The following is a 23,696-nucleotide window of genomic DNA, read 5'->3' as shown; positions in this document are numbered from 1 at the left end:
CATTCCGACTAGTCGCGTCCGGGTAGCTTTTTCCAGGTCACTTCATTGCGCAGGTAGCGCGGTTGCGCATTTTCGACGCTGACCGCTTTTCCTGCCTGCCATAGCTGACAGGCCAGAGGCAACATGTCCTGCGCCTGCGGCAACAGCACGTCACCCTTCGTTAACACCAGTGAGGAATGGCTTACTAGCTCAGGATAGGTTTCCCACCCGGTTCCTACCGTAGCCCATTCCCCTGACAGCGCGGCAGTTAACGCCTGCACCTGTTCAGGTTTCAATACCGCTTCCTCGGATTCACCCTGCCAGCCGCCGTCAGCATCACGCTGGTAGCACCCCCAGTACACTTCTCCCATCCGCGCATCAATGGCCGCCAGCACGTGCGTGGCCTGCGTGAGACGGAAAGCCCCCTGTGCCATCGTCGCCAGTGATGATACGCCAAGCAGCGGTAAATCCGCTCCCAGCGCCAGCCCTTGGGCAATGCCAATACCAATCCGCACGCCGGTAAAACTTCCCGGTCCCTGACCAAAGGCCAGCGCATCAAGATCCTTAAGCGTCAGGCCGCTATCGGCCAGCACCTGCTGAACCATCGGCAGAATACGTTGTGTGTGTTCACGGGGACAAATTTCGAACAGGGAATGAATTTCACCTTCATTCCAGAGTGCGACGGAACAGGCTTCCGTTGCGGTATCAAGCGCTAGAATTCGCGTAGACATGCCAACCTCAGGCAGGATAAATAAATCTTAACAACCCGTATCATAGCATAAGCCCCTGTCGTGCCGCAGCCCTTCCCACCATCGGTCAGGCCATGCGGCAACCGCCAGTTGAGAATTATGTGTTACGCGTCAGGAAATTAATCGCCTGCCGAATATCGCGGGTACGCGGCGTCGGCGGCAGGCTATTAAGAAACACGGCACCATACGGACGCATCACCAGCCGATTATCGCAAATCACAATCACACCACGATCGTCAACATCACGGATGAGGCGCCCGACGCCTTGCTTCAGGGTAATCACCGCATCGGGAACCTGCACATCGTCGAAAGGCTCACCACCGCGCAAGCGGCAGTCTTCAATACGCGCCTTAAGCAGCGGATCGTCCGGCGAGGTAAACGGCAGTTTATCGATAATGACGCAGGAGAGCGTATCGCCGCGCACATCCACACCTTCCCAGAAGCTGCTGGTCGCCACCAGCAAGGCATTACCCGCCGACACAAACTGCGACAGCAGTTGAGCCTTGCCGGTTTCTCCCTGCAACAGCACCGGTAGCGTCAGCGTAGCGCGGAACTCGGCCGCCAAATCGCGCATCATCTGATGCGAGGTACACAGCATAAAGCAGCGTCCCTGATTCGCCTCAATTAACGGCCGCAGCATTGCCGCCAGCCTTTTCGCTGCACCGGGACGATTGGTTTCCGGTAAATGACGGGGGACGCAGAGCAACGCCTGATTGGCATAATCAAACGGGCTGGGTAACAGGAGCGTGTTCGCGTTATCCAACCCCAGCCTATCGGTGAAGTGGAAGAGTTGATCGTTAACCGACAGCGTCGCGGAGGTAAACACCCAGGCCGCAGGCTTCTCTTTTATCAGTTCACGAAAGCGATCGGAGACGGACAGCGGCGTCAGCGCCAACACGAAATGGCGTGAATGACATTCGTACCAGTAGCTATAACCCGGTAACTGCACGTCTTTCAGCCGTTTCAAGCGATTGCGATAGAGCGTGGCGCGCTCAAAAGCGGCATCCAGCAGCGCTGAACGCCCGAGCGATAGTTTCGCGACGTCGTAACACAGCTCCAGCGCATCATCCAGCAGCACCAGCGCGCGCTGAAGCGATGGCTGTTCGAGCACATCACGCAGATTACCGCGAAACCCCGGATCGCCCAGCGCCAGCCGAAAATCCTGCGTACTTTGCGTCAGGCGATCGGCACTTTTTTGCAATTGAGAAGCGTCGCGTACTTCGGTGCGGTAAGCAATGATGATGTCTTTCGCCAGATCCAGCAGTTGGCGGCTGGAAAGCTGCTGACCAAAATATTGGCTGGCGATATCGGGAATTTGGTGAGCTTCATCGAAAATGACGACGTCACTTTCTGGGATCAGCTCGGCAAAACCGCTCTCCTTCACAACCATATCGGCCAGATAGAGATGATGGTTGACCACCACGATATCGGCATCCATCGCTTTACGCCGCGCTTTCACCACGAAACACTCTTTATAGTGCGGACAGTCGCTGCCCAGACAGTTATCGTTGGTACTGGTCACTAACGGCCAGATCGCGCTGTCTTCCGCCACGCCTGAACAGGTCGTGACATCGCCCTCCGTCGTTTCCGACGACCAGCCGCGCAGCCGGACCAGTTCGCTCAGCGTTTCGCCGGGTAAATCACCGCCGCCCAGCGATTGCTGTTCGAGCCGTTCCAGACAGAGGTAGTTCGAGCGACCTTTCAGCAGCGCTAATTTACCTTTGTACTTCAGCGCCTGCGCAATCGTGGGTAAATCACGGCTATAGAGCTGATCCTGTAGCGCTTTCGAACCGGTCGAAATGATGACTTTTTTATCTGAACGCAAGGCGGGCGCAAGGTAGGCATAGGTTTTTCCGGTTCCGGTTCCCGCTTCCACCACCAGCGCCGTTTTATCGTCGATGGCCCGCATGACTGCCTGTGCCATCTGTCGCTGTGGCTCGCGAGGCTTGAAGCCCGCGATCGCTTTCGCCAGCGCGCCGTCATTAGCAAAATCATCAATTACACGATCGTTCGTCACGCCTGCTCTCTTTTCAAGGGAATGCTGTATTTGTAAGCCGCAAGCCGTTTCAGGTCGTGGCAAAATATCGCGCTGATTATGCCAAGAGTCACCCGACGCTACCACCCTAAATCAGGAAAGCGTGCCATCCAGCGCTGTGTTAGGCTTGGCGATTCGATATTTATTATCCCCACAATGGAGAAACCCCACCTCATGGCGATCACACGAATTAATCCTGAAGCACGTTGGTCAGACGCCGTCATCCACAACAACACGCTCTATTACACCAGCGTACCGGAAAATCTGGATGACGACGCACAGGCGCAAACGGAAAACGCGCTGGGCGCGTTAGATGCGATCCTACAACAGGCGGGGACGGATAAGAGTAAGCTATTAGATGTGACGATTTTTCTTGCCGATGCCGATGATTTTGCTGCGATGAACGCCGCATGGGATGCCTGGGTTGTGGCTGGCAGCGCGCCTGTACGCTGCACCGTGCAGGCTAAATTGATGCATCCGCAGTTCAAAGTCGAAATCAAAGCGATTGCGGCGATATAAGCTATCGTCCTCCAGAGGAAGCGCGGTTACAGTTCTTATCTTACTCTTACTGCTCTTCCTCTTCTTCTCCATCGTCAAAATGGTTTTCTTCGTCGCTATCATTAAACGCGTCATCATCTTCGTCAAACATCACTGCGACGTTGCCACCCTGATGATTCTGACGGATCTCCGCCGCAACCTGTGCTATCGCCTGGCCGCTGCTCATGCCCTCAGACATGAGTTCCTGAATACGCTCTACGGCATCTTGCTGCTGCTTGTGCGTCAGTGCGGGCATACCTGCAATCATGATAGTTTCCTGGTTGGTAAATTAGCACGTATCATCGCATGCCCGCTTCGGCATACACCAGCATTTCTGCTTTGTGGTACGCTGTGGTCAGTAAAATCGATACGCTATCGACATCACCACATTGTAAACACAACACGAAAAACATGACTGCCGCCAATACGACTCACGTAACCAACACAAGCGATTCGACCACAGCGACGAGCTCCGCCGTTATCTATCACGCGCTGCCTTACTACCCGACCGTGCTGCTCGAGCGCTTTGCGTCCTTTTCTCAACAACCGTGGGCGATGTTGCTGCATTCCGGGTTTGCCGATCATCCGCATAACCGTTTTGATATTATGGTCGCTGACCCGCGAGTCACGCTTTGCACGCGCGAAGGCAAGACGGAAATTACGCGTGACGGTGTCACGATTACCGTAGAAGGCGATCCGTTTACTCTCCTGCAAGAGCAACTTGATTCACTCGCGTTGTCCGCTGAAACACATCCTGACTTCCCTTTTCAGGGGGGCGCACTTGGTCTGTTCGGCTACGATCTGGGACGTCAGATTGAAACGTTGCCCACACAGGCTGAACGGGACATCAACCTGCCGGATATGGCAGTAGGTTTATACGATTGGGCGCTCGTCGCCGATCACCATCAGCAAACGTTAACGCTAATCGTACATCATTCCCTGCAAACGCGACTCGACTGGCTAGCGACCCCGCCAGTGGAGACCCCGAAAGCCAATTTCAGCCTTACCAGCGTCTGGCAGCCGAATATGTCACGCGACGCCTATGGCGAAAAATTCCGCAAAATACAGGACTACCTTCTGGCAGGAGATTGTTATCAGGTCAATCTGGCGCAGCGTTTTTCCGCGACTTACGCGGGCGATGAATGGCAGGCATTTTTACAGCTTTCCGCAGGAAATAAAGCGCCCTTTTCCGCTTTCCTGCGCCTGCCAGAAAATGCTGTCATCAGCGTATCACCAGAGCGTTTCCTCTGGCTGGAAGATCAACGTATCCAAACGCGCCCGATTAAAGGCACACTACCGCGCCTCACAGATTCGGATGCCGATAAACAGCAGGCGCTACAGCTTGCTAATTCGGAAAAAGACCGCTCAGAAAACCTGATGATAGTCGACCTCCTGCGTAACGATATTGGTCGTGTCGCGGTGCCGGGCAGCGTCCGCGTGCCAGAACTGTTCGTCGTCGAGCCTTTCCCCGCCGTGCACCACTTGGTCAGCACGATTGAAGCACAGCTACCGGAAGATTGCCCTGCAACTACGCTGCTACGCGCCTGTTTCCCCGGTGGTTCGATTACCGGTGCGCCCAAAATTCGCGCTATGCAGATTATTGAAGAGCTGGAGCCGCAGCGCCGGAATGCCTACTGCGGCAGCGTCGGCTATATCAGCCTGTGCGGCACAATGGATACCAATATCACTATCAGAACGTTACTCACTGAACATGGCAGAATTTACTGCTGGGCGGGCGGCGGCATCGTCGCCGACAGTCAGGAACAAGCTGAATATCAGGAAACGTTTGATAAAGTAGGCCGCATTCTTCCCCTGCTGGCTGATTCCCAGACAATTCGGGTACTGACTAAATGAGTGAGATCGCCTTGCCGCCAACGGCTTTTGCGCTGAACGACTTTATTACGCGCTTTCAGTTACAGCTTCCGCCATCGCTGCGGCCCGTGCACCAGCAGCGTCAGGCTGCGGTTCTGGTGCCGATTATTTGTCACCCTACGCCCACGCTGTTATTGACCCGACGTTCTGCCGAACTGCGTAAGCATGCCGGGCAAGTGGCGTTCCCCGGCGGGGCGGCGGATAAAGAAGATCGTTCAATTATTGAAACGGCGCTGCGTGAAGCGCAGGAAGAAGTGGCTATTCCGCCAGAAAACGTACAGGTGCTGGGCGTATTACCGCCACTGGACAGCGTCAGCGGCTTTCAGGTCACCCCTGTCGTCGGGCTGATCGCCGCACAGACTCGCTTTCATCCAAATGAAGACGAAGTCGCCGAACTGTTTGAAATGCCGCTGGACGAGGCCTTCGCGCTAACGCGCTATTACCCGCTGGATATTGAGCGCAAGCAACAGCGCCATCGCGTTTATCTTTCCTGGTACCAGCAGCAGTTTGTCTGGGGACTAACCGCTGCCATCATCCACCAGCTTGCCTTACAGATTTCCGACAGACCCTAAGCTGAATGCCGCGTTCAGCGGCTTTTAGCTCACCACTTCTTTTCCTTCACTAAATATCCTTATTTTAAAAGCGACCTTTACGAACAAAAAGCATCCAGACATAGCAGTTACAATGACTTAGCTCGCATTTAGGATAAGTTAAATTATGTGATGACATAAGTTTATTTCATGCGAAAAAGAAAGCCACACGACATATTCCACACTACAATAGCGCGATTTGACGAGTTTTATTCTAATCTTTGGGTGTATATCCACTAAAATTCAGGTCATGTCTCGCAAAAACCGAAATCATCAGATAATTCGCGGTATAACTTTCTGATTGTGGTGAAGGAACCGAATGCAGACGATCAGACGATAAAGAGTGGGTACGACCTTGAGTCTTTAAGGAGTTTCGCGTGATAAGCGTTTTCGACATGTTTAAGATCGGTATTGGCCCCTCTAGCTCTCATACGGTTGGACCGATGAAAGCCGGTAAGCAATTTGTCGATGAATTGATCAACCAGGATCGACTGACCGCGACCACGCGTATTGCCGTCGATGTGTATGGTTCGCTGTCTCTGACGGGTAAAGGTCACCACACGGATATCGCCATCATTATGGGACTCGCGGGCAATATGCCGGATACCGTTGATATTGACGCCATTCCCGGTTTCATCCGTGATGTTGAGCAACGCGAACGCCTGCTGCTGGCTAACGGGCAGCATGATGTGGATTTCCCGCGTGAAGGCGGTATGGTTTTCCGCAGTGAAAATCTGCCGCTGCACGAAAACGGCATGACCATCACCGCCTTTGCTGGCAATAAAGAAATTTATAGCAAAACCTATTACTCCATCGGCGGCGGTTTCATCGTCGATGCAGAGAATTTTGGCAAAGATGCCACCACTGATGTATCCGTTCCCTATACCTTCAATTCCGCCAAAGAGATGCTGGATCACTGCAAACAAAGTGGCCTGTCGCTTTCCGGGATGGTGATGCGTAACGAGCTGGCTCTGCACAGCCGTCAGGACATTGACGCCTATTTTGCCGATATCTGGCAGACGATGCGTGCCTGTATCGATCGCGGTATGAACACCGAAGGCGTGTTGCCCGGCCCGCTACGCGTGCCACGTCGTGCCTCTGCGCTGCGTCGTATGCTGGTGTCTTCCGATAAGCTGTCTAACGACCCGATGAACGTGGTGGATTGGGTCAATATGTTTGCACTGGCGGTGAATGAAGAGAATGCGGCTGGCGGACGTGTGGTTACCGCGCCAACGAACGGCGCCTGCGGCATCGTCCCCGCGGTCCTTGCCTATTACGACCACTTCATCGAGCCGGTTAGCCCGACCATTTATATTCGTTATTTCCTCGCGGCGGGCGCGGTCGGCATTCTGTACAAAATGAATGCCTCCATCTCCGGTGCCGAAGTGGGCTGTCAGGGAGAAGTCGGCGTGGCCTGCTCGATGGCAGCCGCTGGGCTGGCAGAATTGATGGGCGCCAGCCCGGAACAGGTTTGCGTCGCGGCCGAGATCGGTATGGAACACAATCTGGGCTTAACCTGCGATCCAGTTGCTGGTCAGGTTCAGGTTCCGTGCATAGAACGTAACGCAATTGCTTCCGTTAAGGCGATTAATGCCGCCCGCATGGCTACTCGCCGCACCAGCGAACCCCGCGTTTCGCTGGATAAGGTGATTGAAACCATGTACGAGACAGGTAAAGACATGAACGCCAAATACCGCGAAACCTCACGAGGCGGGCTGGCAATCAAAGTACAGTGTGATTAACGCACTCTGTAATTAGCAAGCGGTGTGATGAGTCATCACCCTGCTTCTGCCTTTGTTTCCATCGATGAAAAAGCCCCGCCAAATTGGCGGGGCTTCATTTTGCACTCGACTTATACAGCCCTGATTACGCTTCTTCAGCGTCTTCCTCATCCACAATGCGTTCCACGCGTACCAGTTCGATACGGTATTCGGACACTTCGAGGATATGGAAACGCAGATGGTGCAATTCAATGGTGTCCCCGACTTTCAGGAATTCATCACTGTTTGCCAGCAGCATTCCGGCCAGTGAAGCATACTCCTCCTTCGGATCAACCAGATCGCTGCTATCCACGACCTGTTGCAAAGCGTGTAGATCCGTTCCGCCTTTCACCAACCAGCCTTCGCCGTCTGGGATGATATCCAGCGTTTCGTCTTCATCTGGGAATTCACCCGCGATCGCTTCCAGCACGTCCAGCGGCGTGACCAGTCCTTGCACCACGCCAAATTCGTTGGCAATGATGACCAGACTACCTTTCGCACGACGTAGAACAGGCAGCAGGTTAATCACATCCAGCGTTTCCGGCACGACGATCGGTGGATTAGCCGCAGCAAAGCTTTCCACATCAGTCTGTGTTTCCAGCGCCACCAGCAGATCCTTGGCACGGACAACGCCGATAAGTTCATCCAGCGAGCCGCGACAAATTGGGAATAGGCTGTGAGGCGTGTCCAGCAACTGCATACGGATCTGTTCGACAGAACTCGCACTATCCACCCAGGAAATTTCAGTACGTGGCGTCATCACGCTGCGCAGCGAACGCGAGGCTAACGTCAGCACACCGCTGATCATATTGCGCTCTTCTTCGGCGAATTCCTCTGTTGTGAGTTTCTTCAGCGGTTCATCCGTATCCACATCGTCCGTGTTTTTCCGTGAGCCCATCAGGCGCAGAATGGCCTCTGCGGTACGCTCACGCAAAGGACGGTGCGACTGATGTTTCATAAAGTTATGACGGGCAATCTGGTTAAACATTTCGATCAGGATAGAGAAGCCAATCGCTGCGTACAGATAACCTTTCGGAATGTGGAAGCCAAGACCTTCCGCCATCAGGCTCAAGCCAATCATCAGCAAGAAGCTGAGACACAGGACCACCACCGTTGGATGTTCGTTGACGAATCGGGTCAGTGGTTTAGAAGCAAGCAGCATGACACCCATCGCAATGATCACCGCCGTCATCATCACGCCCAGGTGATCGACCATTCCCACCGCGGTAATCACGGCATCCAGCGAGAACACGGCATCCAGCACGACGATCTGCGCCACCACAGCCCAGAAACTGGCGTGGGCGCGATTACCGTTGCCATCGTGCGTTTTATTCTCTAACCGTTCATGCAACTCCATCGTAGCCTTGAACAAAAGGAACATACCGCCGAACAGTAAAATCAGGTCGCGACCTGAGAAGCTGAAATCGCCAAGGCTAAACAGTGGACGCGTCAGTGTGACCATCCAGGAAATCAAAGACAACAAACCCAGACGCATTAACAGCGCCAGGCTTAAACCGATAATGCGGGCTTTATCTCGCTGCTTGGGAGGTAATTTATCCGCCAAAATGGCGATAAACACCAAATTGTCGATACCCAGAACAATTTCAAGTACCACCAGCGTCAATAAGCCTGCCCAGATTGAAGGATCTAGCAAAAATTCCATGTCAGACTCCAGAAAATGAACGAGCAGATGACATCAATGCATGAGCCGCATTGAATGGTAATAAAAAGAGTTGGTGTGAATCAGAGCGATTCTGAATGTGGTCTGAGTGACCAGCTGAGTACAGCAAACCGCCAGCATTAGCGGGAAAACAGAGAACGTTTTGTCGGTGACAGTCCATGGGAAGGGCTGATGCCCGGTGCTCCTAAGCAATTTAAGGGACGTTTACTCTAACAGGTTGTTACCAATTTTCACAAAGAATTTCTTCGGCCAGCTTCGCATTGATCACGCGCCCAAATTTTCCCGTTCCACGCCCTTTTAGCCCGTGGTTTAACTGGTCAGCATTAGAGCATCATCACACTATTTATTTTTTCGATAAGTAAAATAAATCTGTCAGTCACGATATCTCGCCTGACAACCTGGAGGAACACAGTGAATGTCATGAATCCACGGTAAAATTTTTTCTTGCAGCCATACTAATACCGCGGCGGTTAACGTTCAGCTTGCGAGCGCTAACCCGGTTTCCTGACACATTGACTCTTTTTTGATCGTGAACGTGAGGAGGTAGCAAGTGAGTATTGCAATCATGTTATGCACTCACGGCGCCACTGCGGGACCGCTGTTAAAGACAGCGGAAATGATCCTTGGCGAGCAAAGTAATGTCGCCTGGATTGATTTCGTTCCTGGAGAAAACGCCGAAACATTGATAGAAAAATATCAGGAAAAACTCACGCAGTTAGACACATCTCAAGGCGTGCTGTTTCTCGTTGATACCTGGGGCGGCAGCCCGTTCAACGCCGCCAGCCGCCTCGTCACCGACAAAGAAAACCAGGATGTTATCGCTGGCGTGAATATTCCCATGCTAGCGGAAACCTTTATGGCTCGGGATGATAATCCGTCCTTTTCCGATCTGGTTTCTATCGCCTTAGAAACTGGCAGAGATGGCGTAAAAGCGCTAAAGCATCAGGAAGCTCCCAAAACCGTCCCCCCTTCTTCTCCACCTCCTCCAAAAATCAACGCCGTACCCACACCGGCAGGACCCGGCGAACATATGAAGATTGGGTTGGCACGTATCGACGACCGTCTGATTCATGGTCAGGTCGCTACCCGCTGGACGAAAGAAACCAATGTTTCGCGCATTATTGTTGTCAGCGATGAAGTCGCCGCCGATAACGTGCGTAAAACGTTGCTGACTCAGGTTGCGCCGCCGGGCGTTACCGCGCACGTAGTGGATGTGGCAAAAGCCGTTCGTGTTTATGACAACCCGAAATATGCTGCCGACCGCGTGATGCTGCTGTTCACCAATCCGACAGATGTATTAACACTGATCGAAAATGGCGTAAACATCACCTCGGTCAATATTGGCGGGATGGCATTCAAACAGGGGAAAACGCAGGTAAATAATGCCGTCTCTATCGATGAGAAGGATATTGCGGCATTCCGTGAATTAGATAAACGCGGTGTTGAATTGGAGGTTCGGAAAGTCTCAACCGATTCCCGGATTAAAATGATGGACTTGATTAACAAAATGCCGCGTTGATACCTATCGTGCTGTGAAGGGTATTAGCGCTAATGTCACCATCAATAATAGTTTTATCGACCTGACGATTTTCAAGATAGGTATTTATGTCGATATTGAAAAGCTATGTCGAGATAGAAAATCAACGGGGATGGTCATTTATTTTTACTCAGACACATTTTATAGGAGAAGTACGATGGAGATTACCACACTTCAAATTGTGCTGATATTTCTCGTCGCATGTGTTTCGGGGATGGGTTCGATTCTTGATGAATTCCAGTTCCACCGTCCACTCGTCGCTTGTACGCTGATTGGTGCAGTATTAGGTGATTTAAAAACCGGGATCATTATCGGCGGTACGCTGGAAATGATCGCATTAGGCTGGATGAACATCGGTGCGGCCGTCGCACCGGATGCGGCGCTGGCTTCCATTATCTCAACCATTCTGGTTATTGCTGGCGGTCAGGGGATCGGCGCAGGGATTGCGCTGGCGATTCCACTCGCAGCGGCCGGGCAAGTCTTAACCATCATTGTTCGTACCATCACCGTTGCGTTCCAGCATGCGGCAGACAGCGCGGCAGAGCGCGGTAATCTGACGGCTATCAGTTGGATTCACGTTTCTGCCCTACTGTTACAGGCCATGCGTATCGCGATTCCTGCGGTGATCGTTGCCGTTTCCGTGGGGACCGACGCCGTTCACGCGCTGCTGAACTCCATCCCGGAAGTGGTGACCAACGGTCTGAATATCGCCGGGGGCATGATTGTTGTTGTCGGCTACGCGATGGTCATCAACATGATGCGCGCGGGCTACCTGATGCCGTTCTTCTATCTTGGCTTCGTTACCGCTGCGTTCACCGAGTTCAACCTGGTGGCGCTGGGCGTGATCGGTATTGTGATGGCGGTGCTGTATATCCAACTCAGCCCGAAATATAACAAGGTTCAAGGCCAGTCTGTCGCGTCAGGCAATAACGGTCTTGATAACGAACTGGATTAACAGGAGTGAGAAAAATGGTCGACAATACGAATGTTAAAAAACTCACTGACAGCGACATCCGCGCGGTGTTTATCCGTTCCAACCTGTTTCAAGGCTCCTGGAACTTTGAACGTATGCAGGCGCTCGGCTTCTGTTTTTCCATGGTTCCGGTGATTCGCCGTCTTTATCCTGAAAATTCCGAAGAGCGTAAACAAGCGATCAAGCGCCATTTGGAGTTCTTCAATACGCAGCCATTTGTTGCCGCTCCGATACTCGGCGTAACGATGGCCATGGAAGAACAACGTGCTAACGGTGCTCCTATCGATGACGCGGCAATAAACGGTCTGAAAGTCGGGCTGATGGGGCCACTGGCTGGCGTCGGTGACCCGATATTCTGGGGTACCGCCCGTCCGGTATTCGCTGCACTCGGCGCAGGGATTGCCATGAGCGGCAGCCTGCTGGGGCCAGTCCTCTTCTTCCTCCTGTTTAACCTGGTTCGCCTGTTGGTCCGGTACTATGGTGTCGCCTACGGCTACCGTAAGGGGATCGATATCGTCAGTGATATGGGCGGCGGTTTCCTGCAAAAAATGACCGAAGCGGCTTCAATTCTCGGCTTGTTCGTTATGGGGGCATTGGTCAATAAATGGACTCACGTCAACATACCGATGGTGGTGTCGACGGTGACAAACCAGAACGGAGAGACCACAGTAACCACCGTTCAATCCATCCTTGACCAGCTTATGCCGGGGCTCGTTCCCCTGCTGCTGACGTTCGGCTGTATGTGGCTGTTACGGCGCAAGGTAAACGCGCTATGGCTGATTATGGGCTTCTTCGCCATTGGTATCTTCGGATACTGGATCGGCCTGCTCGGCCTGTAATGTTCAATGGCCGGGTGCCAATACGCCCGGCCATTGTTATTATCGGATTTTTAACGGATATGGATGCTTAACGGACAAGGGTAATACGGATGACAATGACAGATATCACACTGGTCGTGTTGATTGCGTTAGCACTGGTTTATGCCATCTACGATGAGTTCATCATGGACAAACTCAAAGGGAAAACACAGCTCCTCGTCCCGCTGAAGCGGATTAACCGGCTCGATACGCTGATTTTCATCGGCTTAGTGGGGATTCTTATTTATCAGAATGTGATGAATAACGGTGCCATTATCACCACCTACCTTTTGATTTCGCTGGCCTTCATGGCGTGTTATCTGGCCTATATTCGTCGTCCCAAACTGGTTTTTAAATCAACCGGGTTCTTTTATGCGAATATATTCATTCCTTATACCAGAATTAAAAATATGAATTTATCTGAGGATGGTGTATTAGTCATTGAACTAGAAAAGCGTCGTTTATTGATACAGGTTACACAGCTGGATGATTTAGAAAAAATATATAAATTTATGATTGAGAATCAATGAAGTAAAATTATCTTACTAATTATTAAAAATAACCACAAATATACACCTCCTCTTTGGATGGTATTTTAACCCCATTAACTTTGACGTTATTTTGTACAACTCCACTCCCCTGACAATCAAATGAAAATAATTATCAATTGCATTATTAACACGTAAAATATTTGGTGTTGTTTGCACCATAAATAATATGGTAAGGTTGCGCCGTCATTGGGGAGTAGCCGATTTCTGACTAATAACTATTCATATCACAGTGAATGGTAACTAGTTAGAAATGCTCGTATCAACATACTCGTTTTATCTCCCATTATCGGAGTACAGAACGTGGTGCGGGCGGCCAAGCGTGCTTGGCAGGCGAGACCATAGACACGTAGTATCATCATTCGGGTTGGGGATGATCTGCGTGTATATGGTTAATCGTCCAGCCGAGGCTATTTTACAATGAATATGTCAGCAACACTCATCCTAGCATTTGGTATGTCAATGGATGCCTTCGCCGCGTCAATCGGTAAAGGTGCCGTACTGCATAATCCCCGTTTCCGCGATGCCATTCGTACTGGCCTCATCTTTGGTGTTATCGAAGCTATCACCCCGCTCATCGGCTGGGCACTCGGTTTATTTGCCAGCCAATATATTCTGGAATGGGATCACTGGGTCGCCTTTACGCTGTTACTGATTCTGGGTGGTCGCATGATCGTTGAAGGCCTCAAAGGTTCTTCAGACTGCCGCTGCGAAAAAGTCAAAAATCATAGTCTGGCGCTGTTAATCTGTACCGCGGTCGCCACCAGCCTGGATGCCATGGCAATCGGTGTCGGTCTGGCCTTCCTTCAGGTCAATATTTTCCATACTGCGATGGTGATAGGCTGCGCGACCATGATTATGGTTACTATTGGGATGATGATTGGCCGCTACATCGGCCCCATTCTCGGCAAAAAAGCAGAAGTTATGGGTGGCGTGGTTCTGATTGGTATCGGCTGCAATATCCTGTACGAGCACCTCGGCTACGCTGCCTGATATACCCGTCATACTTCACGTTGCTTGTGCGTTGGCTGCTCTTACTCACCCCAGTCACTTACTTGTGTAAGCTCCTGGGGATTCGTGCGGTTGCCGCCTTCACGCAACGCGAATTATTTAGGGTATAAAACAAGACTTACATCAACGGGCAGCCCGATTACCGCGCTGCCCGTTTTTTATTCTTCCCGATTATGCTACCGCACCGTTATCAACACGCTGATGCAAGCGGATAATAAAGTCTGTTTCACAACTAAACGCGGTGGCCGCCTGTAGTCGCTCGCTAACGTCTGGCGTTGCCCGCCAGGCAAAGGGGGTCATTTGCAATAGCGCCGCCGCCTCATTCCCAGATAACTGCATCGGGTACGCGAGCGTCTGCTGATCCACAAGCTGAAAACCGGCGAGCACTTCATCTTTGCTCGGGTGTAATAACACCGCATCGTAGACTTCCGCTTTCAGTTGATAAAGGTGTCGTGGCCCCGGCGACACCGTCACCACCCAACCGCCAACCTTAACGGTGCGCTGCAATTCCGCGTCATTACACGGCGCATAAATTTTTACCACAGCATCAAGGGATTGGTCCTGAAAAGGCAACCGATGGCTGGAGGCGACGCAAAACTCAACGTTATCATACCGTTTTGCCGCGCGCTGAATCGCCGCTTTGGAGACATCCAAGCCGTATATCGTCATCGTTCTGCGCGATATGAGACGCTGAGCCAGCTCGGCGGTGTAATACCCTTCACCACAGCCGATATCCAGCAGCGCCGCCGCGTCATCCGCCACAATACGATCAACGTGCTGCGCAACGGCGTCGCGTAGCGGTTGATAGTGACCCGCTTCCAGAAAGCTGCGCCGCGCCTGCATCATTTCAGCACTATCGCCAGGCTGTTTTGAACGCTTAAACTGCACTGGGAGCAGGTTGACGTACCCTTCTTTCGCACAGTCAAAGCTATGTTTACCACACGTCCATTGCCGCGGGTGTCGCTCCAGAGGTAACTGGCATAGCGGACACTGATAACTCATCGGCACATTTTCCTCATTAACGACGTCTTCATTACATCACAGGTTCAGATAAAACGCAGACAACAAAAAACCCGCACCATGGCGGGTTTTGCAACAGAGCTGTAAAATTACAGCGCAGTGACGTTTACTGCAGAAGGACCTTTCTGGCCATCCTGAATTTCGAATTCTACGTTCTGGCCTTCAGCCAGAGTTTTGAAGCCGTTGCCTTGAATTGCAGAGAAGTGTACGAATACATCTTTGCTGCCGTCAGCAGGAGTGATGAAACCAAAGCCTTTAGACTCGTTGAACCACTTAACCTGACCTTTAATCTTTGCCATTTCAAATATTTCCTTTAATTGTTTAAACCGCCCAAAAGGCGTTATACAGACAAACCAAAGTCGTTACTGCCTGAGGCACTAAGATAAGGATCGGCAGAGAAGCAGAATGCAACACTAAAGGTTGTACTTAAGTCTTCTTTACTGAAAATGCCATTCATATACAGAACTGTACCTCGTTTTACCCAGAAGCGTTATTACACACTATGTAAACGATGGCAAGACCTTTTTTGCCAGTCATGGACACGCCGCACAAATTCACGTCATCCCTGATTCATTAATACACGATAATGCTCGCTGACACTTATATTCACAGGCGGCTTTTGCCCCGACACAATAAACACACTTCAGATTCTATTATGCAAAAAATACGCGACAACCGTCGCATTTCTGGCACAGAGACATCGGCAATCATAACAAAAAGCTATAATTGGCGTTCTGTTATGAAAGTATATTGACCATTAACCACTGGCGTGATCATCCGCAATCACACTTATATCAATGTTTAAAATCGATTGTCATTTTTATGCTATCTGTATCTGTTGCATTAATACATTACATAATAGAAATTATTTATAACCTAACATTTCGTCACGTTAGGAATTAACTGCTTTGAACCAGCAACACTAATAACGCCACCAAAAAAACCAATAAGACTACACTCGCCAGTTTCCAACGTCGTTCTGATTTTGTGCTCATATCACTTACAACCCTTTTGTCTAAAATAGAGACATCTCTCACATTCTTTATGGTTTATCGGCAGTCGTCGGTATTTTCTTAAGGATGTATCAGGTTCTTCTCTTCTTTTGGCGTAAATTTCACCATGTGTATAGCTATGTATAGTTGCGCGACAGTACACTACCGTTACCGTTAGACTTTCGTTGTAACCTTAAGTACGATTCATTAAATTAAAGCAACATTTCTGTTATCAAAGGAGCATGATGCGTTCCTTACCCACGCAAGCGCGTGCGACGTGCCTGCGAACAGTGATTTCTTGTGTCATGAGACACCTTCCAATATTCACCTCCCGCCCTTCTCTGCCTCTTGACTTAAATGATATTGATAATTATTCTCAAATAACACTTTCACGGTTTGTAAGGATATCCGCATGATTGGTTTTCACGCTCATTTACCTGCCCTGTTTCGCCGTATGGCACTGCCATGCGCTTTACTGCTTCTAGCCAGCACTTCTGCTCAGGCGGCTGAAAAGCTTAAAGTCATCACGACCTTTACCATTATTCAGGATATCGCACAGAATATTGCAGGCGATGCCGCGACGGTTGAGTCCATCACCAAACCCGGTGCGGAGATTCATGATTATCAACCGACACCACGTGATATTGTAAAAGCACAGTCCGCACAGCTGGTGCTGTGGAACGGCATGAATCTCGAACGTTGGTTTACGCGCTTTTTCGAGAACGTGAAAAATGTACCAGCCGTTGTGGTGACGGAAGGTATCACGCCGCTTCCTATCCGCGAAGGCGCCTATAATGGCAACCCGAACCCACATGCCTGGATGTCTCCCTCCAATGCATTAATCTATATCGAAAATATCCGTAAAGGTTTGGTGCAAGCCGATCCCGCCAATGCAGAGACGTATAACCGTAACGCCAAAGCCTATGCAGAAAAAATTAAGGCTCTTGATACGCCGCTACGTGAGCGTCTTGCCCGTATCCCAGAACAGCAACGCTGGTTAGTCACTAGTGAAGGGGCGTTCAGCTATTTGGCAAAAGACTATCAATTCAATGAAGTCTATCTCTGGCCAATCAATGCCGATGAGCAAGGTTCACCGCAGCAGGTGCGTCGGGTTATCGATACCGTACGTGAGAAGGCTATCCCTGTCGTATTCAGCGAAAGCACCGTTTCCGATAAGCCGGCAAAACAGGTCAGTAAAGAAACGGGGGCGAAATATGGCGGCGTGCTGTATGTTGATTCACTGTCTACAGAAAAAGGCCCCGTGCCGACCTATATCGATCTGTTAAAAGTGACGGTGGAAACCATCGCTAAAGGATTTAATCAATGAGTCGTGATCGAGCCGTACAGTCATTAGAAGTCAATGATGTTTCGGTTACTTACAGCAACGGGCATCAGGCTATTCGCCATGCCTCTTTTTCCCTGACTGGCGGCACAATTTGCGCCTTGGTTGGCGTAAACGGCAGTGGAAAATCGACGTTGTTCAAAAGCATCATGGGGTTGGTCAAGCCAACCTCAGGGCAGGTCCTGCTCAATCAGCAACCAATCTATCAGGCGCTGAAACAGAATCTGGTTGCTTATGTTCCACAAACAGAAGACGTGGACTGGAATTTTCCCGTTCTGGTTTCCGACGTGGTCATGATGGGACGCTACGGGAGGATGAATTTCCTACGCATTCCCAGTAAACAAGACCGCGCTATTGTGGCGGAGTCGCTGGAGCGCGTCGGGCTATCAACGCTGCAACATCGCCAGATCGGTGAATTGTCCGGTGGACAGAAAAAGCGCGTCTTTCTGGCGCGGGCGCTCGCTCAACAAGGCAGCGTGTTGCTGCTGGATGAGCCTTTTACCGGCGTAGACGTTAAAACAGAGAATGCCATTATCGACCTGCTTCGCACCTTGCGCGATGAAGGGCATTTGATTCTGGTGGCAACTCATAACCTCGGTAGCGTTCCTGAGTTTTGTGACAACGTTATTTTGGTCAATCGCACCGTTTTAGCCGCAGGGCCGACGCACAGCACCTTTACCCAAAGCAATTTGGAGAAAACGTTCGGTGGTGTTCTGCGGCACATCAACCTCGGGGGATCGCATCTTCACGATGATGACGATGTCCGCTCGGTGACGGTGTTAACAGACGATGAGCGTCCGGCTGTGTTCTATGGGTCGACCAAGAGCGATCCTCCTGCATCACGCGCTGTACCGGAGGAGAAAAAGCCCTGATGATCGATATCCTGTTGCAGCCATTCAGCTATAACTACATGGTCAAGGCGATCTGGGTCAGCGCGATTGTCGGTGGCGTGTGTGCTTTTCTTTCAGCGTACCTGATGCTGAAAGGCTGGTCGCTGATGGGCGATGCGCTCTCTCACTCCGTCGTCCCCGGCGTCGCAGGAGCCTATGCACTAGGCCTGCCCTATGCGGCTGGTGCATTTTTTACCGGCATGCTTGCCGCGCTGGCCATGACACTCATCCGTCATATTACCCGATTGCGCGAAGATGCAATTATCGGCTTTATTTTCTCAACGTTTTTCGCTGTCGGCCTGCTAATTATTTCGCTCAACCCGACATCGGTTAACGTGCAATCCATCATTTTTGGCAATATTTTGGGCATTGCCGACGAAGATATTCTGCAAGTTGAAATCATCATCGGCGTAACGTTCGTGATTCTCTGCCTGCTGTGGAAAGATCTGCTGGCCGTCTTTTTTGATGAGAACCATGCTCGTTCCATTGGCCTTTCCCCGCTGAAGCTGAAAATTCTGTTCTTTACGCTGCTGAGTGCCTGTACCGTCGCGGCGTTGCAAACCGTCGGGGCTATTTTGGTGATCGCGATGGTAATTACACCGGGTGCCACAGCTTACCTGCTCACCGACCGATTTGGTCGTCTGGTCATGATTTCTATTGCACTGGGGGCGATCACCAGCGCGGTCGGGGCTTACCTGAGCTTCTTCCTTGATGGTGCAACCGGCGGCGTGATTGTCACGTTGCAAACCGTCATCTTCCTGTTGGCATTTGTCTTTGCACCCAAACATGGATTACTGGCATCGCGCCGTCTACGGTTACGCGATCAATCAGGAGATGCATTATGACGCTCATTAGCTGGCTCATCGATCCCCTGTCCTATCCGTTCATGCAGCGTGCGTTACTCGCCGCCGTCGTCACCGGTACGGTCTGCGCAGTGCTGTCGTGTTATCTGGTGCTGAAAGGCTGGTCGCTCATGGGGGATGCCATTTCCCATGCTGTGCTGCCTGGTATCGTTGTCGCGTTTTTACTGGGGATCCCATTAGTCATCGGGGCTTTTGTATCTGGTATTTTTTGTGCGGTAGCGACGGGATACGTGAAAGAACACAGCCGGGTCAAAGAAGACACGGTAATGGGGATCATCTTTTCCGGCATGTTTGCGCTGGGGCTAGTCATGTTTGCGCGCATCGATACCGATCAGCACCTGAACCATATTCTGTTTGGTAACGTGCTGGGCATCACTCAGCAAGAGCTGACGCAAATCTTACTGATTGCCGGAGTCACGCTGGCTGTCATCTTGTTAAAACGCCGAGATTTCATGCTGTACTGCTTCGATCCCAATCATGCCCGCGTTATCGGCCTGCCTGTTAAGCTGCTGCACTACGGCTTGCTAAGCCTGTTGGCGATGACGATTGTCGCATCCTTACAGGCCGTCGGCGTTATTCTGGTGATCGCGATGCTGATTGCACCAGGCATTATTGCCTTCATGGTCTGTAAACGTTTTGAGCGCATGGTGCTTGTTGCTACGCTGGTTTCTGTCATTTCCTGTGTTGCCGGTACGCTGATCAGTTTCTATATTGATGGCGCAACCGGTCCTTGCATCGTTATCGTTCAGGCGCTGTTCTTCACGCTGGCGCTGACTTACCACCAGCTTAAACAACGTCGTCAGGCGGCATCTCAGATCGTCACCGACGCGTTGTAATTCCCTTGTCCCAACCTTTTAGCATGACGTAACCGAAAAACAGCCGTCGGTTACGTCATTCATACGCGATTTCATTGCCTTATCTAACGGATTGAGCGTCATCCTAACTCCGCTATTTTTAATTCCGACTATACTTGTTTCTCGTTATCTCGGCCTATCGGTTATCACTGTGCTGTAGATTCCATTTTTATTACGCTCAATGGGTTACCGTAAACGTACCACCTCAGTGAACAGCATCGTATCGGGCAACATCAACGGGAGGATGACCTTATGTGGCAAGCTATCAGCCGACTTTTGGAAGAGCATCACGGTACTGCGGATATTCAGGAGCGTCGCGAATTATCCGGCGGCGAAATACATCCAGCCTGGTATGTCCGCTACGGCGAGCATGACGTTTTCGTAAAATGCGATAGTCGTGAAATGCTGGCTAAATTCACTGCTGAAGCCGATCAGCTTCACTTGCTGAGCCGCAGCAATACGGTGCGTGTACCCGCCGTCTATGGCGTCGGTAGCTCCCGCGAACACAGCTTCCTGCTTCTGCAATATCTGCCCGTCAAACCGTTAGATGCACACAGCGCCTGGTGCCTGGGCGAACAGTTAGCACGCCTGCATCAATGGAGCGAGCAGCCGCAATTTGGACTGGATTTCGATAACGACCTCTCAACAACGCCTCAGCCAAACAGTTGGCAGCGGCGCTGGGCGACTTTTTTTGCCGAACAGCGTATTGGCTGGCAGTTACAGCTTGCAGCAGAAAAAGGGATGCATTTTGGTCATATTGAAACGCTAATCGCACGCGTTGAGGAACGTCTGGCAGGGCATCAGCCCCAGCCGTCGCTCTTGCACGGAGACCTATGGCCAGAGAACTGTGCGAATGGTCAGGATGGCGCTTATCTGTTCGATCCGGCCTGCTATTGGGGGGACAGAGAATGTGATTTAGCGATGCTGCCACGCTATCCAGCCCTGCCCCCACAGATTTATGATGGTTACCAGAGTGTGTGGCCGCTGGATAAAGGCTTTATCGATCGCCAGCCCATTTACCAGATTTATTATCTGCTTAACCGCGCCAATCTTTTCGGCGGCAAACATATTGTTGAAGCGCAACAGCTCATTGAGCGACAGCTTTTAATCTAAGGCTAAGGGTTGCGTTAATATGAGAGTCTTGGGCTAAGGTGAGAAGAATACCGCTCTGGCGCAACGGCTGCGCCAGAGCGTCAATCAGACTGGTAACCCTAATAAACGTAGTACCAGATAGCCAATACCTGCGATAATCACCGGCAAGATATAAAGCGGAAAGAATTGCACAAAAATTGTGTGTCCAGGAACAATAACACGTGATTCCAGCGTCTCACGCGTGTTCCCACCATCACCTTTCATCTTTTCCAGAATCAGTTGATCTTCAATGCCTTCCTTTATGGCCTTAGCCTGACGAGACATCCGGGCGCCCGAAACCTGTAAAGCCAGGCCAATAAAAATCAGGATGTAGATCAGCCAAAACATCAGCGTCGCCCCACTGAAAAAACGCGTAAAATCCGGTACCGGCGAGTTGTACCAAAAAATATTCAGGAAAGGCGTATTGAAGCGCACCATGTCGACCATCAGGTGCACAAAATCCAGAAGAACAGCATCAATACCCTGTTTTTTCTGGGTATAAGCATAGAGATAGTTAGCCAGCGAGACGAAGGTTGAAAGCAGCGCGGGAATAAAAAGGATCCATCCGGCAATGCGTTTAACGACGGCAATACGGCCAGCCTGTTGATACGTCATGAGAACCCCTTCTTAGCGACGCAACATCGGTAATGTATCGTTTTAGTACGACGGGTAGCCTACTGTAACTTTACGCACAGTCAACACTTTATCTCCTGCATCGCCTGAGTAGTCCCCTGCAACTCGACTTATTAAGGTATAGTTTATCAGTAAATTTTCTTTTCCTTTGCTGACGGAGCCCGTGGTATGCCTTTTGATTCTTCTATACGAGCGGCGATTTTCGATATGGATGGGCTGCTCATTGATTCAGAACCGTTGTGGGACAAGGCCGAACTGGAGGTTATCGCCTCACTTGGCGTAGACATTTCACTACGAGAATCCATGAAAGATACTCTGGGTTTACGCATCGATATGGTGGTCGAACTCTGGTATCAGCGTTCTCCCTGGGCGACACCAACGCGGGACGAGGTTGTCCGCCGTATTATCGATCGTGCGATTGAACTGGTTGCCGAACAGCGCCCCCTCCTGCCCGGCGTCGAACATGCGCTGCAACTGTGTCGTGAACAGAATCTCAAAATTGGACTGGCTTCCGCTTCGCCGCTCCGCATGCAGCAGCAGGTATTGCGCATGTTTAACCTGGAACATTACTTTGATGTCCTCATGTCAGCCGAGACGCTGCCGTATAGCAAGCCTCATCCAGAGGTGTATTTGAATGCAGCAAACGGACTCGGCGTTCCTCCAACACAATGTGTGACGCTGGAAGATTCGGTAAACGGCATGATCGCAACCAAAGCGGCACGCATGCGTTCAATCGTTATTCCACAGGCTGAGTTCCGCGATGACGCTCGCTGGGCGCTGGCAGACTATAAGCTGGATTCCCTGAATCAGCTGGCCACCGCGCACGTAGTCTAGAAATTCAGGTGTAGGAATGAGGAATAAAGAAGTAGAAGAATAGAAAAACAGACATCGCGGGATATAACGAAAGCGTGGTCAGCCAATAGACTGACCGCGCGTTGAGGCATTACAGGAAATCAGCTCGCTTAGGCGAGAAAGCATCGATCAGGACGCTGCCGTCTTCCAGCGAAACCACGCCGTGCATTTCATTTTTCACGGCCAGATAAGCGTCGCCAGTTTTCAGGATACGTTTCTCACCTTCGATCACGACTTCAAAGCTGCCAGCGGCAACATAAGCAATCTGATCGTGAATCTCATGGAAGTGCGGTGTACCAATCGCACCTTTATCAAAGTGCACGTAAACCATCATTAACTCATCGCTCCAGGTCATGATTTTACGTTTAATGCCACCGCCCAGCTCTTCCCATGGCGTTTCATCATCAATAAAATATCTTCTCATCAGCATCTCTCCTCTAACGCTTTTATTGCCCATACCTTCTATTGCGTCAACAAACCGTGCACGACAACGAGTGTATGACTATGGATTGCGACATTTTAGCCACATCAGTACCAGAAGAAACATAAAATAAGCAAAACCATGACGGCCCTCAAGAAATAAATAAAACATTATTTCATTTTTATTGAATTCACATCCCATCCAAACTATCATCCGGCATAACAAGAAAGAACCGGGCAGGTTGAGGAATAGGTGACGTTGTCACTGCCACGCAACATCATCTGTTTCGCCCGGCGCTTTCACCAAGAGCGGTTAATGATGAAATGGCCGTTTTTCATATGATGGGTCAACCACAGGAATCCCGTCATAGCGTAATAAAAAACGAGCAGGCGGTGATGTCACTGAGCTGGTCGATTCATTCCGGTGTTGGCACCAGACGCTACACCTTTATCTGGGGCATGGTTGGCGAGAATCAGGTTTTCGGTGACATGGATCACGTCAAGGTTAGCGAGTTACGTTAATCGCTTTCAGCCGGAATTACCGGTGTTCCCTACAGTAACAGCTAACGA

The 23,696-nt window shown here is 50.9% G+C and carries 24 protein-coding genes and 1 pseudogene; 16 read left to right on the top strand and 9 right to left on the bottom strand.

Annotation, left to right across the window (positions count from 1 at the left end):
- Nucleotides 1-8: 8 nt before the first annotated feature.
- Nucleotides 9-710, bottom strand: coding sequence for a tRNA (adenosine(37)-N6)-threonylcarbamoyltransferase complex dimerization subunit type 1 TsaB (gene tsaB / locus KKH3_RS08995; RefSeq protein WP_039358328.1), 702 nt, complete (start codon nucleotides 708-710; stop codon nucleotides 9-11).
- Between the two features lie 115 nt (nucleotides 711-825).
- Nucleotides 826-2,745, bottom strand: coding sequence for a DNA repair helicase YoaA (gene yoaA, locus KKH3_RS08990; RefSeq protein ID WP_039358325.1), 1,920 nt, complete (start codon nucleotides 2,743-2,745; stop codon nucleotides 826-828).
- Nucleotides 2,746-2,937: 192 nt separating this feature from the next.
- Between yoaA and KKH3_RS08985 the strand changes: the two genes are divergently transcribed.
- On the top strand, nucleotides 2,938-3,282 hold the full coding sequence (locus KKH3_RS08985) for a RidA family protein (protein WP_039358322.1): 345 nt from the start codon (nucleotides 2,938-2,940) through the stop codon (nucleotides 3,280-3,282).
- Between the two features lie 46 nt (nucleotides 3,283-3,328).
- On the opposite strand, the gene KKH3_RS08980 is transcribed toward KKH3_RS08985, so the two are convergent.
- A complete protein-coding gene (locus KKH3_RS08980) occupies nucleotides 3,329-3,568 on the bottom strand; it encodes a YoaH family protein (protein ID WP_039358320.1) in 240 nt (79 codons plus the stop codon).
- 143 nt (nucleotides 3,569-3,711) lie between these two features.
- Here KKH3_RS08980 and pabB point away from each other — a divergent pair, with 143 nt between their 5' ends.
- The 3 genes from pabB to sdaA all read left to right on the top strand — a co-directional run bounded on the left by pabB (nucleotide 3,712) and on the right by sdaA (nucleotide 7,504).
- Nucleotides 3,712-5,154, top strand: a complete 1,443-nt coding sequence (gene pabB / locus KKH3_RS08975; RefSeq protein WP_039358316.1) for an aminodeoxychorismate synthase component 1 — start codon at nucleotides 3,712-3,714, stop codon at nucleotides 5,152-5,154.
- On the top strand, nucleotides 5,151-5,744 hold the full coding sequence (locus KKH3_RS08970) for a CoA pyrophosphatase (RefSeq protein WP_039358313.1): 594 nt from the start codon (nucleotides 5,151-5,153) through the stop codon (nucleotides 5,742-5,744). Before pabB ends, KKH3_RS08970 begins: the two co-directional genes overlap by 4 nt.
- Before the next feature lie 395 nt (nucleotides 5,745-6,139).
- Complete coding sequence (sdaA, locus tag KKH3_RS08965) at nucleotides 6,140-7,504, top strand: L-serine ammonia-lyase (protein ID WP_039358310.1); 1,365 nt, start codon at nucleotides 6,140-6,142, stop codon at nucleotides 7,502-7,504.
- 124 nt (nucleotides 7,505-7,628) lie between these two features.
- On the opposite strand, the gene KKH3_RS08960 is transcribed toward sdaA, so the two are convergent.
- On the bottom strand, nucleotides 7,629-9,185 hold the full coding sequence (locus KKH3_RS08960; protein WP_039358307.1) for a TerC family protein: 1,557 nt from the start codon (nucleotides 9,183-9,185) through the stop codon (nucleotides 7,629-7,631).
- Between the two features lie 568 nt (nucleotides 9,186-9,753).
- Here KKH3_RS08960 and manX point away from each other — a divergent pair.
- The 5 genes from manX to mntP all read left to right on the top strand — a co-directional run bounded on the left by manX (nucleotide 9,754) and on the right by mntP (nucleotide 14,111).
- On the top strand, nucleotides 9,754-10,722 hold the full coding sequence (manX, locus tag KKH3_RS08955) for a PTS mannose transporter subunit IIAB (RefSeq protein ID WP_039358304.1): 969 nt from the start codon (nucleotides 9,754-9,756) through the stop codon (nucleotides 10,720-10,722).
- Between the two features lie 175 nt (nucleotides 10,723-10,897).
- Nucleotides 10,898-11,695 (top strand): PTS mannose/fructose/sorbose transporter subunit IIC, encoded by a 798-nt coding sequence (locus tag KKH3_RS08950; protein ID WP_039358301.1) that lies wholly within the window; start codon nucleotides 10,898-10,900, stop codon nucleotides 11,693-11,695.
- Nucleotides 11,696-11,709: 14 nt separating this feature from the next.
- Nucleotides 11,710-12,552, top strand: a complete 843-nt coding sequence (locus tag KKH3_RS08945) for a PTS mannose transporter subunit IID (protein ID WP_039358298.1) — start codon at nucleotides 11,710-11,712, stop codon at nucleotides 12,550-12,552.
- A gap of 89 nt (nucleotides 12,553-12,641) precedes the next feature.
- Nucleotides 12,642-13,100 (top strand): DUF986 family protein, encoded by a 459-nt coding sequence (locus KKH3_RS08940; RefSeq protein WP_039358296.1) that lies wholly within the window; start codon nucleotides 12,642-12,644, stop codon nucleotides 13,098-13,100.
- Nucleotides 13,101-13,538: 438 nt separating this feature from the next.
- Nucleotides 13,539-14,111: a manganese efflux pump MntP gene (mntP, locus tag KKH3_RS08935; protein WP_039358294.1), complete on the top strand. Its 573-nt coding sequence runs from the start codon at nucleotides 13,539-13,541 to the stop codon at nucleotides 14,109-14,111.
- A gap of 189 nt (nucleotides 14,112-14,300) precedes the next feature.
- Here mntP and rlmA read toward each other — a convergent pair whose 3' ends face one another.
- The 3 genes from rlmA to KKH3_RS22260 form a co-directional block, all read right to left on the bottom strand.
- Nucleotides 14,301-15,131, bottom strand: coding sequence for a 23S rRNA (guanine(745)-N(1))-methyltransferase (gene rlmA, locus KKH3_RS08930; protein ID WP_039358291.1), 831 nt, complete (start codon nucleotides 15,129-15,131; stop codon nucleotides 14,301-14,303).
- A 107-nt stretch (nucleotides 15,132-15,238) separates the two neighbouring features.
- On the bottom strand, nucleotides 15,239-15,448 hold the full coding sequence (gene cspE, locus KKH3_RS08925; protein WP_005968829.1) for a transcription antiterminator/RNA stability regulator CspE: 210 nt from the start codon (nucleotides 15,446-15,448) through the stop codon (nucleotides 15,239-15,241).
- Between the two features lie 41 nt (nucleotides 15,449-15,489).
- Nucleotides 15,490-15,606: a DUF2627 domain-containing protein gene (locus KKH3_RS22260; RefSeq protein ID WP_139338652.1), complete on the bottom strand. Its 117-nt coding sequence runs from the start codon at nucleotides 15,604-15,606 to the stop codon at nucleotides 15,490-15,492.
- A 947-nt stretch (nucleotides 15,607-16,553) separates the two neighbouring features.
- Here KKH3_RS22260 and KKH3_RS08920 point away from each other — a divergent pair.
- From KKH3_RS08920 to KKH3_RS08900, 5 genes are all read left to right on the top strand, one after another.
- Nucleotides 16,554-17,468, top strand: a complete 915-nt coding sequence (locus tag KKH3_RS08920; RefSeq protein ID WP_039358288.1) for a metal ABC transporter substrate-binding protein — start codon at nucleotides 16,554-16,556, stop codon at nucleotides 17,466-17,468.
- Nucleotides 17,465-18,355: a manganese/iron ABC transporter ATP-binding protein gene (locus tag KKH3_RS08915; RefSeq protein ID WP_039358285.1), complete on the top strand. Its 891-nt coding sequence runs from the start codon at nucleotides 17,465-17,467 to the stop codon at nucleotides 18,353-18,355. The genes KKH3_RS08920 and KKH3_RS08915 overlap by 4 nt, the downstream gene beginning before the upstream one ends.
- Nucleotides 18,355-19,218 (top strand): metal ABC transporter permease, encoded by an 864-nt coding sequence (locus KKH3_RS08910; RefSeq protein WP_039358283.1) that lies wholly within the window; start codon nucleotides 18,355-18,357, stop codon nucleotides 19,216-19,218. The genes KKH3_RS08915 and KKH3_RS08910 overlap by 1 nt, the downstream gene beginning before the upstream one ends.
- On the top strand, nucleotides 19,215-20,072 hold the full coding sequence (locus KKH3_RS08905; RefSeq protein WP_039358279.1) for a metal ABC transporter permease: 858 nt from the start codon (nucleotides 19,215-19,217) through the stop codon (nucleotides 20,070-20,072). The genes KKH3_RS08910 and KKH3_RS08905 overlap by 4 nt, the downstream gene beginning before the upstream one ends.
- A 270-nt stretch (nucleotides 20,073-20,342) precedes the next feature.
- Entirely contained in the window at nucleotides 20,343-21,203 is an 861-nt protein-coding gene (locus tag KKH3_RS08900; protein ID WP_039358276.1) for a fructosamine kinase family protein, read from the top strand.
- 84 nt (nucleotides 21,204-21,287) lie between these two features.
- Here KKH3_RS08900 and KKH3_RS08895 read toward each other — a convergent pair whose 3' ends face one another.
- Nucleotides 21,288-21,836, bottom strand: coding sequence for a YniB family protein (locus KKH3_RS08895; protein ID WP_039358273.1), 549 nt, complete (start codon nucleotides 21,834-21,836; stop codon nucleotides 21,288-21,290).
- Between the two features lie 186 nt (nucleotides 21,837-22,022).
- On the opposite strand from KKH3_RS08895, the gene hxpB reads away from it, so the two are divergent.
- On the top strand, nucleotides 22,023-22,688 hold the full coding sequence (gene hxpB, locus KKH3_RS08890) for a hexitol phosphatase HxpB (RefSeq protein WP_039358269.1): 666 nt from the start codon (nucleotides 22,023-22,025) through the stop codon (nucleotides 22,686-22,688).
- Between the two features lie 109 nt (nucleotides 22,689-22,797).
- On the opposite strand, the gene KKH3_RS08885 is transcribed toward hxpB, so the two are convergent.
- Nucleotides 22,798-23,130: a cupin domain-containing protein gene (locus KKH3_RS08885; protein WP_010275594.1), complete on the bottom strand. Its 333-nt coding sequence runs from the start codon at nucleotides 23,128-23,130 to the stop codon at nucleotides 22,798-22,800.
- Nucleotides 23,131-23,438: 308 nt separating this feature from the next.
- Here KKH3_RS08885 and KKH3_RS08880 point away from each other — a divergent pair.
- Nucleotides 23,439-23,648 (top strand): annotated as a pseudogene (locus tag KKH3_RS08880) (5-dehydro-4-deoxy-D-glucuronate isomerase); the annotation flags it as partial.
- Nucleotides 23,649-23,696: the final 48 nt, after the last annotated feature.

The sequence above is a fragment of the Pectobacterium actinidiae genome, from assembly GCF_000803315.1.
Lineage (GTDB): Bacteria > Pseudomonadota > Gammaproteobacteria > Enterobacterales > Enterobacteriaceae > Pectobacterium > Pectobacterium actinidiae.
Note: the sequence above shows the minus strand (reverse complement) of the source record. Positions and strands in the feature narration are given on the sequence as shown.

Bases quoted from the DNA above. Each gene is read 5' to 3' on its own strand.
- mntP (WP_039358294.1), top strand. From the start codon at position 13,539: ATGAATATGTCAGCAACACTCATCCTAGCATTTGGTATGTCAATGGAT.
- KKH3_RS08895 (WP_039358273.1), bottom strand. From the start codon at position 21,836: ATGACGTATCAACAGGCTGGCCGTATTGCCGTCGTTAAACGCATTGCC.
- pabB (WP_039358316.1), top strand. From the start codon at position 3,712: ATGACTGCCGCCAATACGACTCACGTAACCAACACAAGCGATTCGACC.
- KKH3_RS08940 (WP_039358296.1), top strand. From the start codon at position 12,642: ATGACAATGACAGATATCACACTGGTCGTGTTGATTGCGTTAGCACTG.
- KKH3_RS08960 (WP_039358307.1), bottom strand. From the start codon at position 9,185: ATGGAATTTTTGCTAGATCCTTCAATCTGGGCAGGCTTATTGACGCTG.
- KKH3_RS08900 (WP_039358276.1), top strand. From the start codon at position 20,343: ATGTGGCAAGCTATCAGCCGACTTTTGGAAGAGCATCACGGTACTGCG.
- KKH3_RS08970 (WP_039358313.1), top strand. From the start codon at position 5,151: ATGAGTGAGATCGCCTTGCCGCCAACGGCTTTTGCGCTGAACGACTTT.
- KKH3_RS08980 (WP_039358320.1), bottom strand. From the start codon at position 3,568: ATGATTGCAGGTATGCCCGCACTGACGCACAAGCAGCAGCAAGATGCC.
- KKH3_RS08985 (WP_039358322.1), top strand. From the start codon at position 2,938: ATGGCGATCACACGAATTAATCCTGAAGCACGTTGGTCAGACGCCGTC.
- KKH3_RS08910 (WP_039358283.1), top strand. From the start codon at position 18,355: ATGATCGATATCCTGTTGCAGCCATTCAGCTATAACTACATGGTCAAG.
- KKH3_RS22260 (WP_139338652.1), bottom strand. From the start codon at position 15,606: ATGAATGGCATTTTCAGTAAAGAAGACTTAAGTACAACCTTTAGTGTT.
- hxpB (WP_039358269.1), top strand. From the start codon at position 22,023: ATGCCTTTTGATTCTTCTATACGAGCGGCGATTTTCGATATGGATGGG.
- KKH3_RS08905 (WP_039358279.1), top strand. From the start codon at position 19,215: ATGACGCTCATTAGCTGGCTCATCGATCCCCTGTCCTATCCGTTCATG.
- tsaB (WP_039358328.1), bottom strand. From the start codon at position 710: ATGTCTACGCGAATTCTAGCGCTTGATACCGCAACGGAAGCCTGTTCC.
- KKH3_RS08920 (WP_039358288.1), top strand. From the start codon at position 16,554: ATGATTGGTTTTCACGCTCATTTACCTGCCCTGTTTCGCCGTATGGCA.
- KKH3_RS08915 (WP_039358285.1), top strand. From the start codon at position 17,465: ATGAGTCGTGATCGAGCCGTACAGTCATTAGAAGTCAATGATGTTTCG.
- KKH3_RS08950 (WP_039358301.1), top strand. From the start codon at position 10,898: ATGGAGATTACCACACTTCAAATTGTGCTGATATTTCTCGTCGCATGT.
- KKH3_RS08945 (WP_039358298.1), top strand. From the start codon at position 11,710: ATGGTCGACAATACGAATGTTAAAAAACTCACTGACAGCGACATCCGC.
- rlmA (WP_039358291.1), bottom strand. From the start codon at position 15,131: ATGAGTTATCAGTGTCCGCTATGCCAGTTACCTCTGGAGCGACACCCG.
- KKH3_RS08885 (WP_010275594.1), bottom strand. From the start codon at position 23,130: ATGAGAAGATATTTTATTGATGATGAAACGCCATGGGAAGAGCTGGGC.
- cspE (WP_005968829.1), bottom strand. From the start codon at position 15,448: ATGGCAAAGATTAAAGGTCAGGTTAAGTGGTTCAACGAGTCTAAAGGC.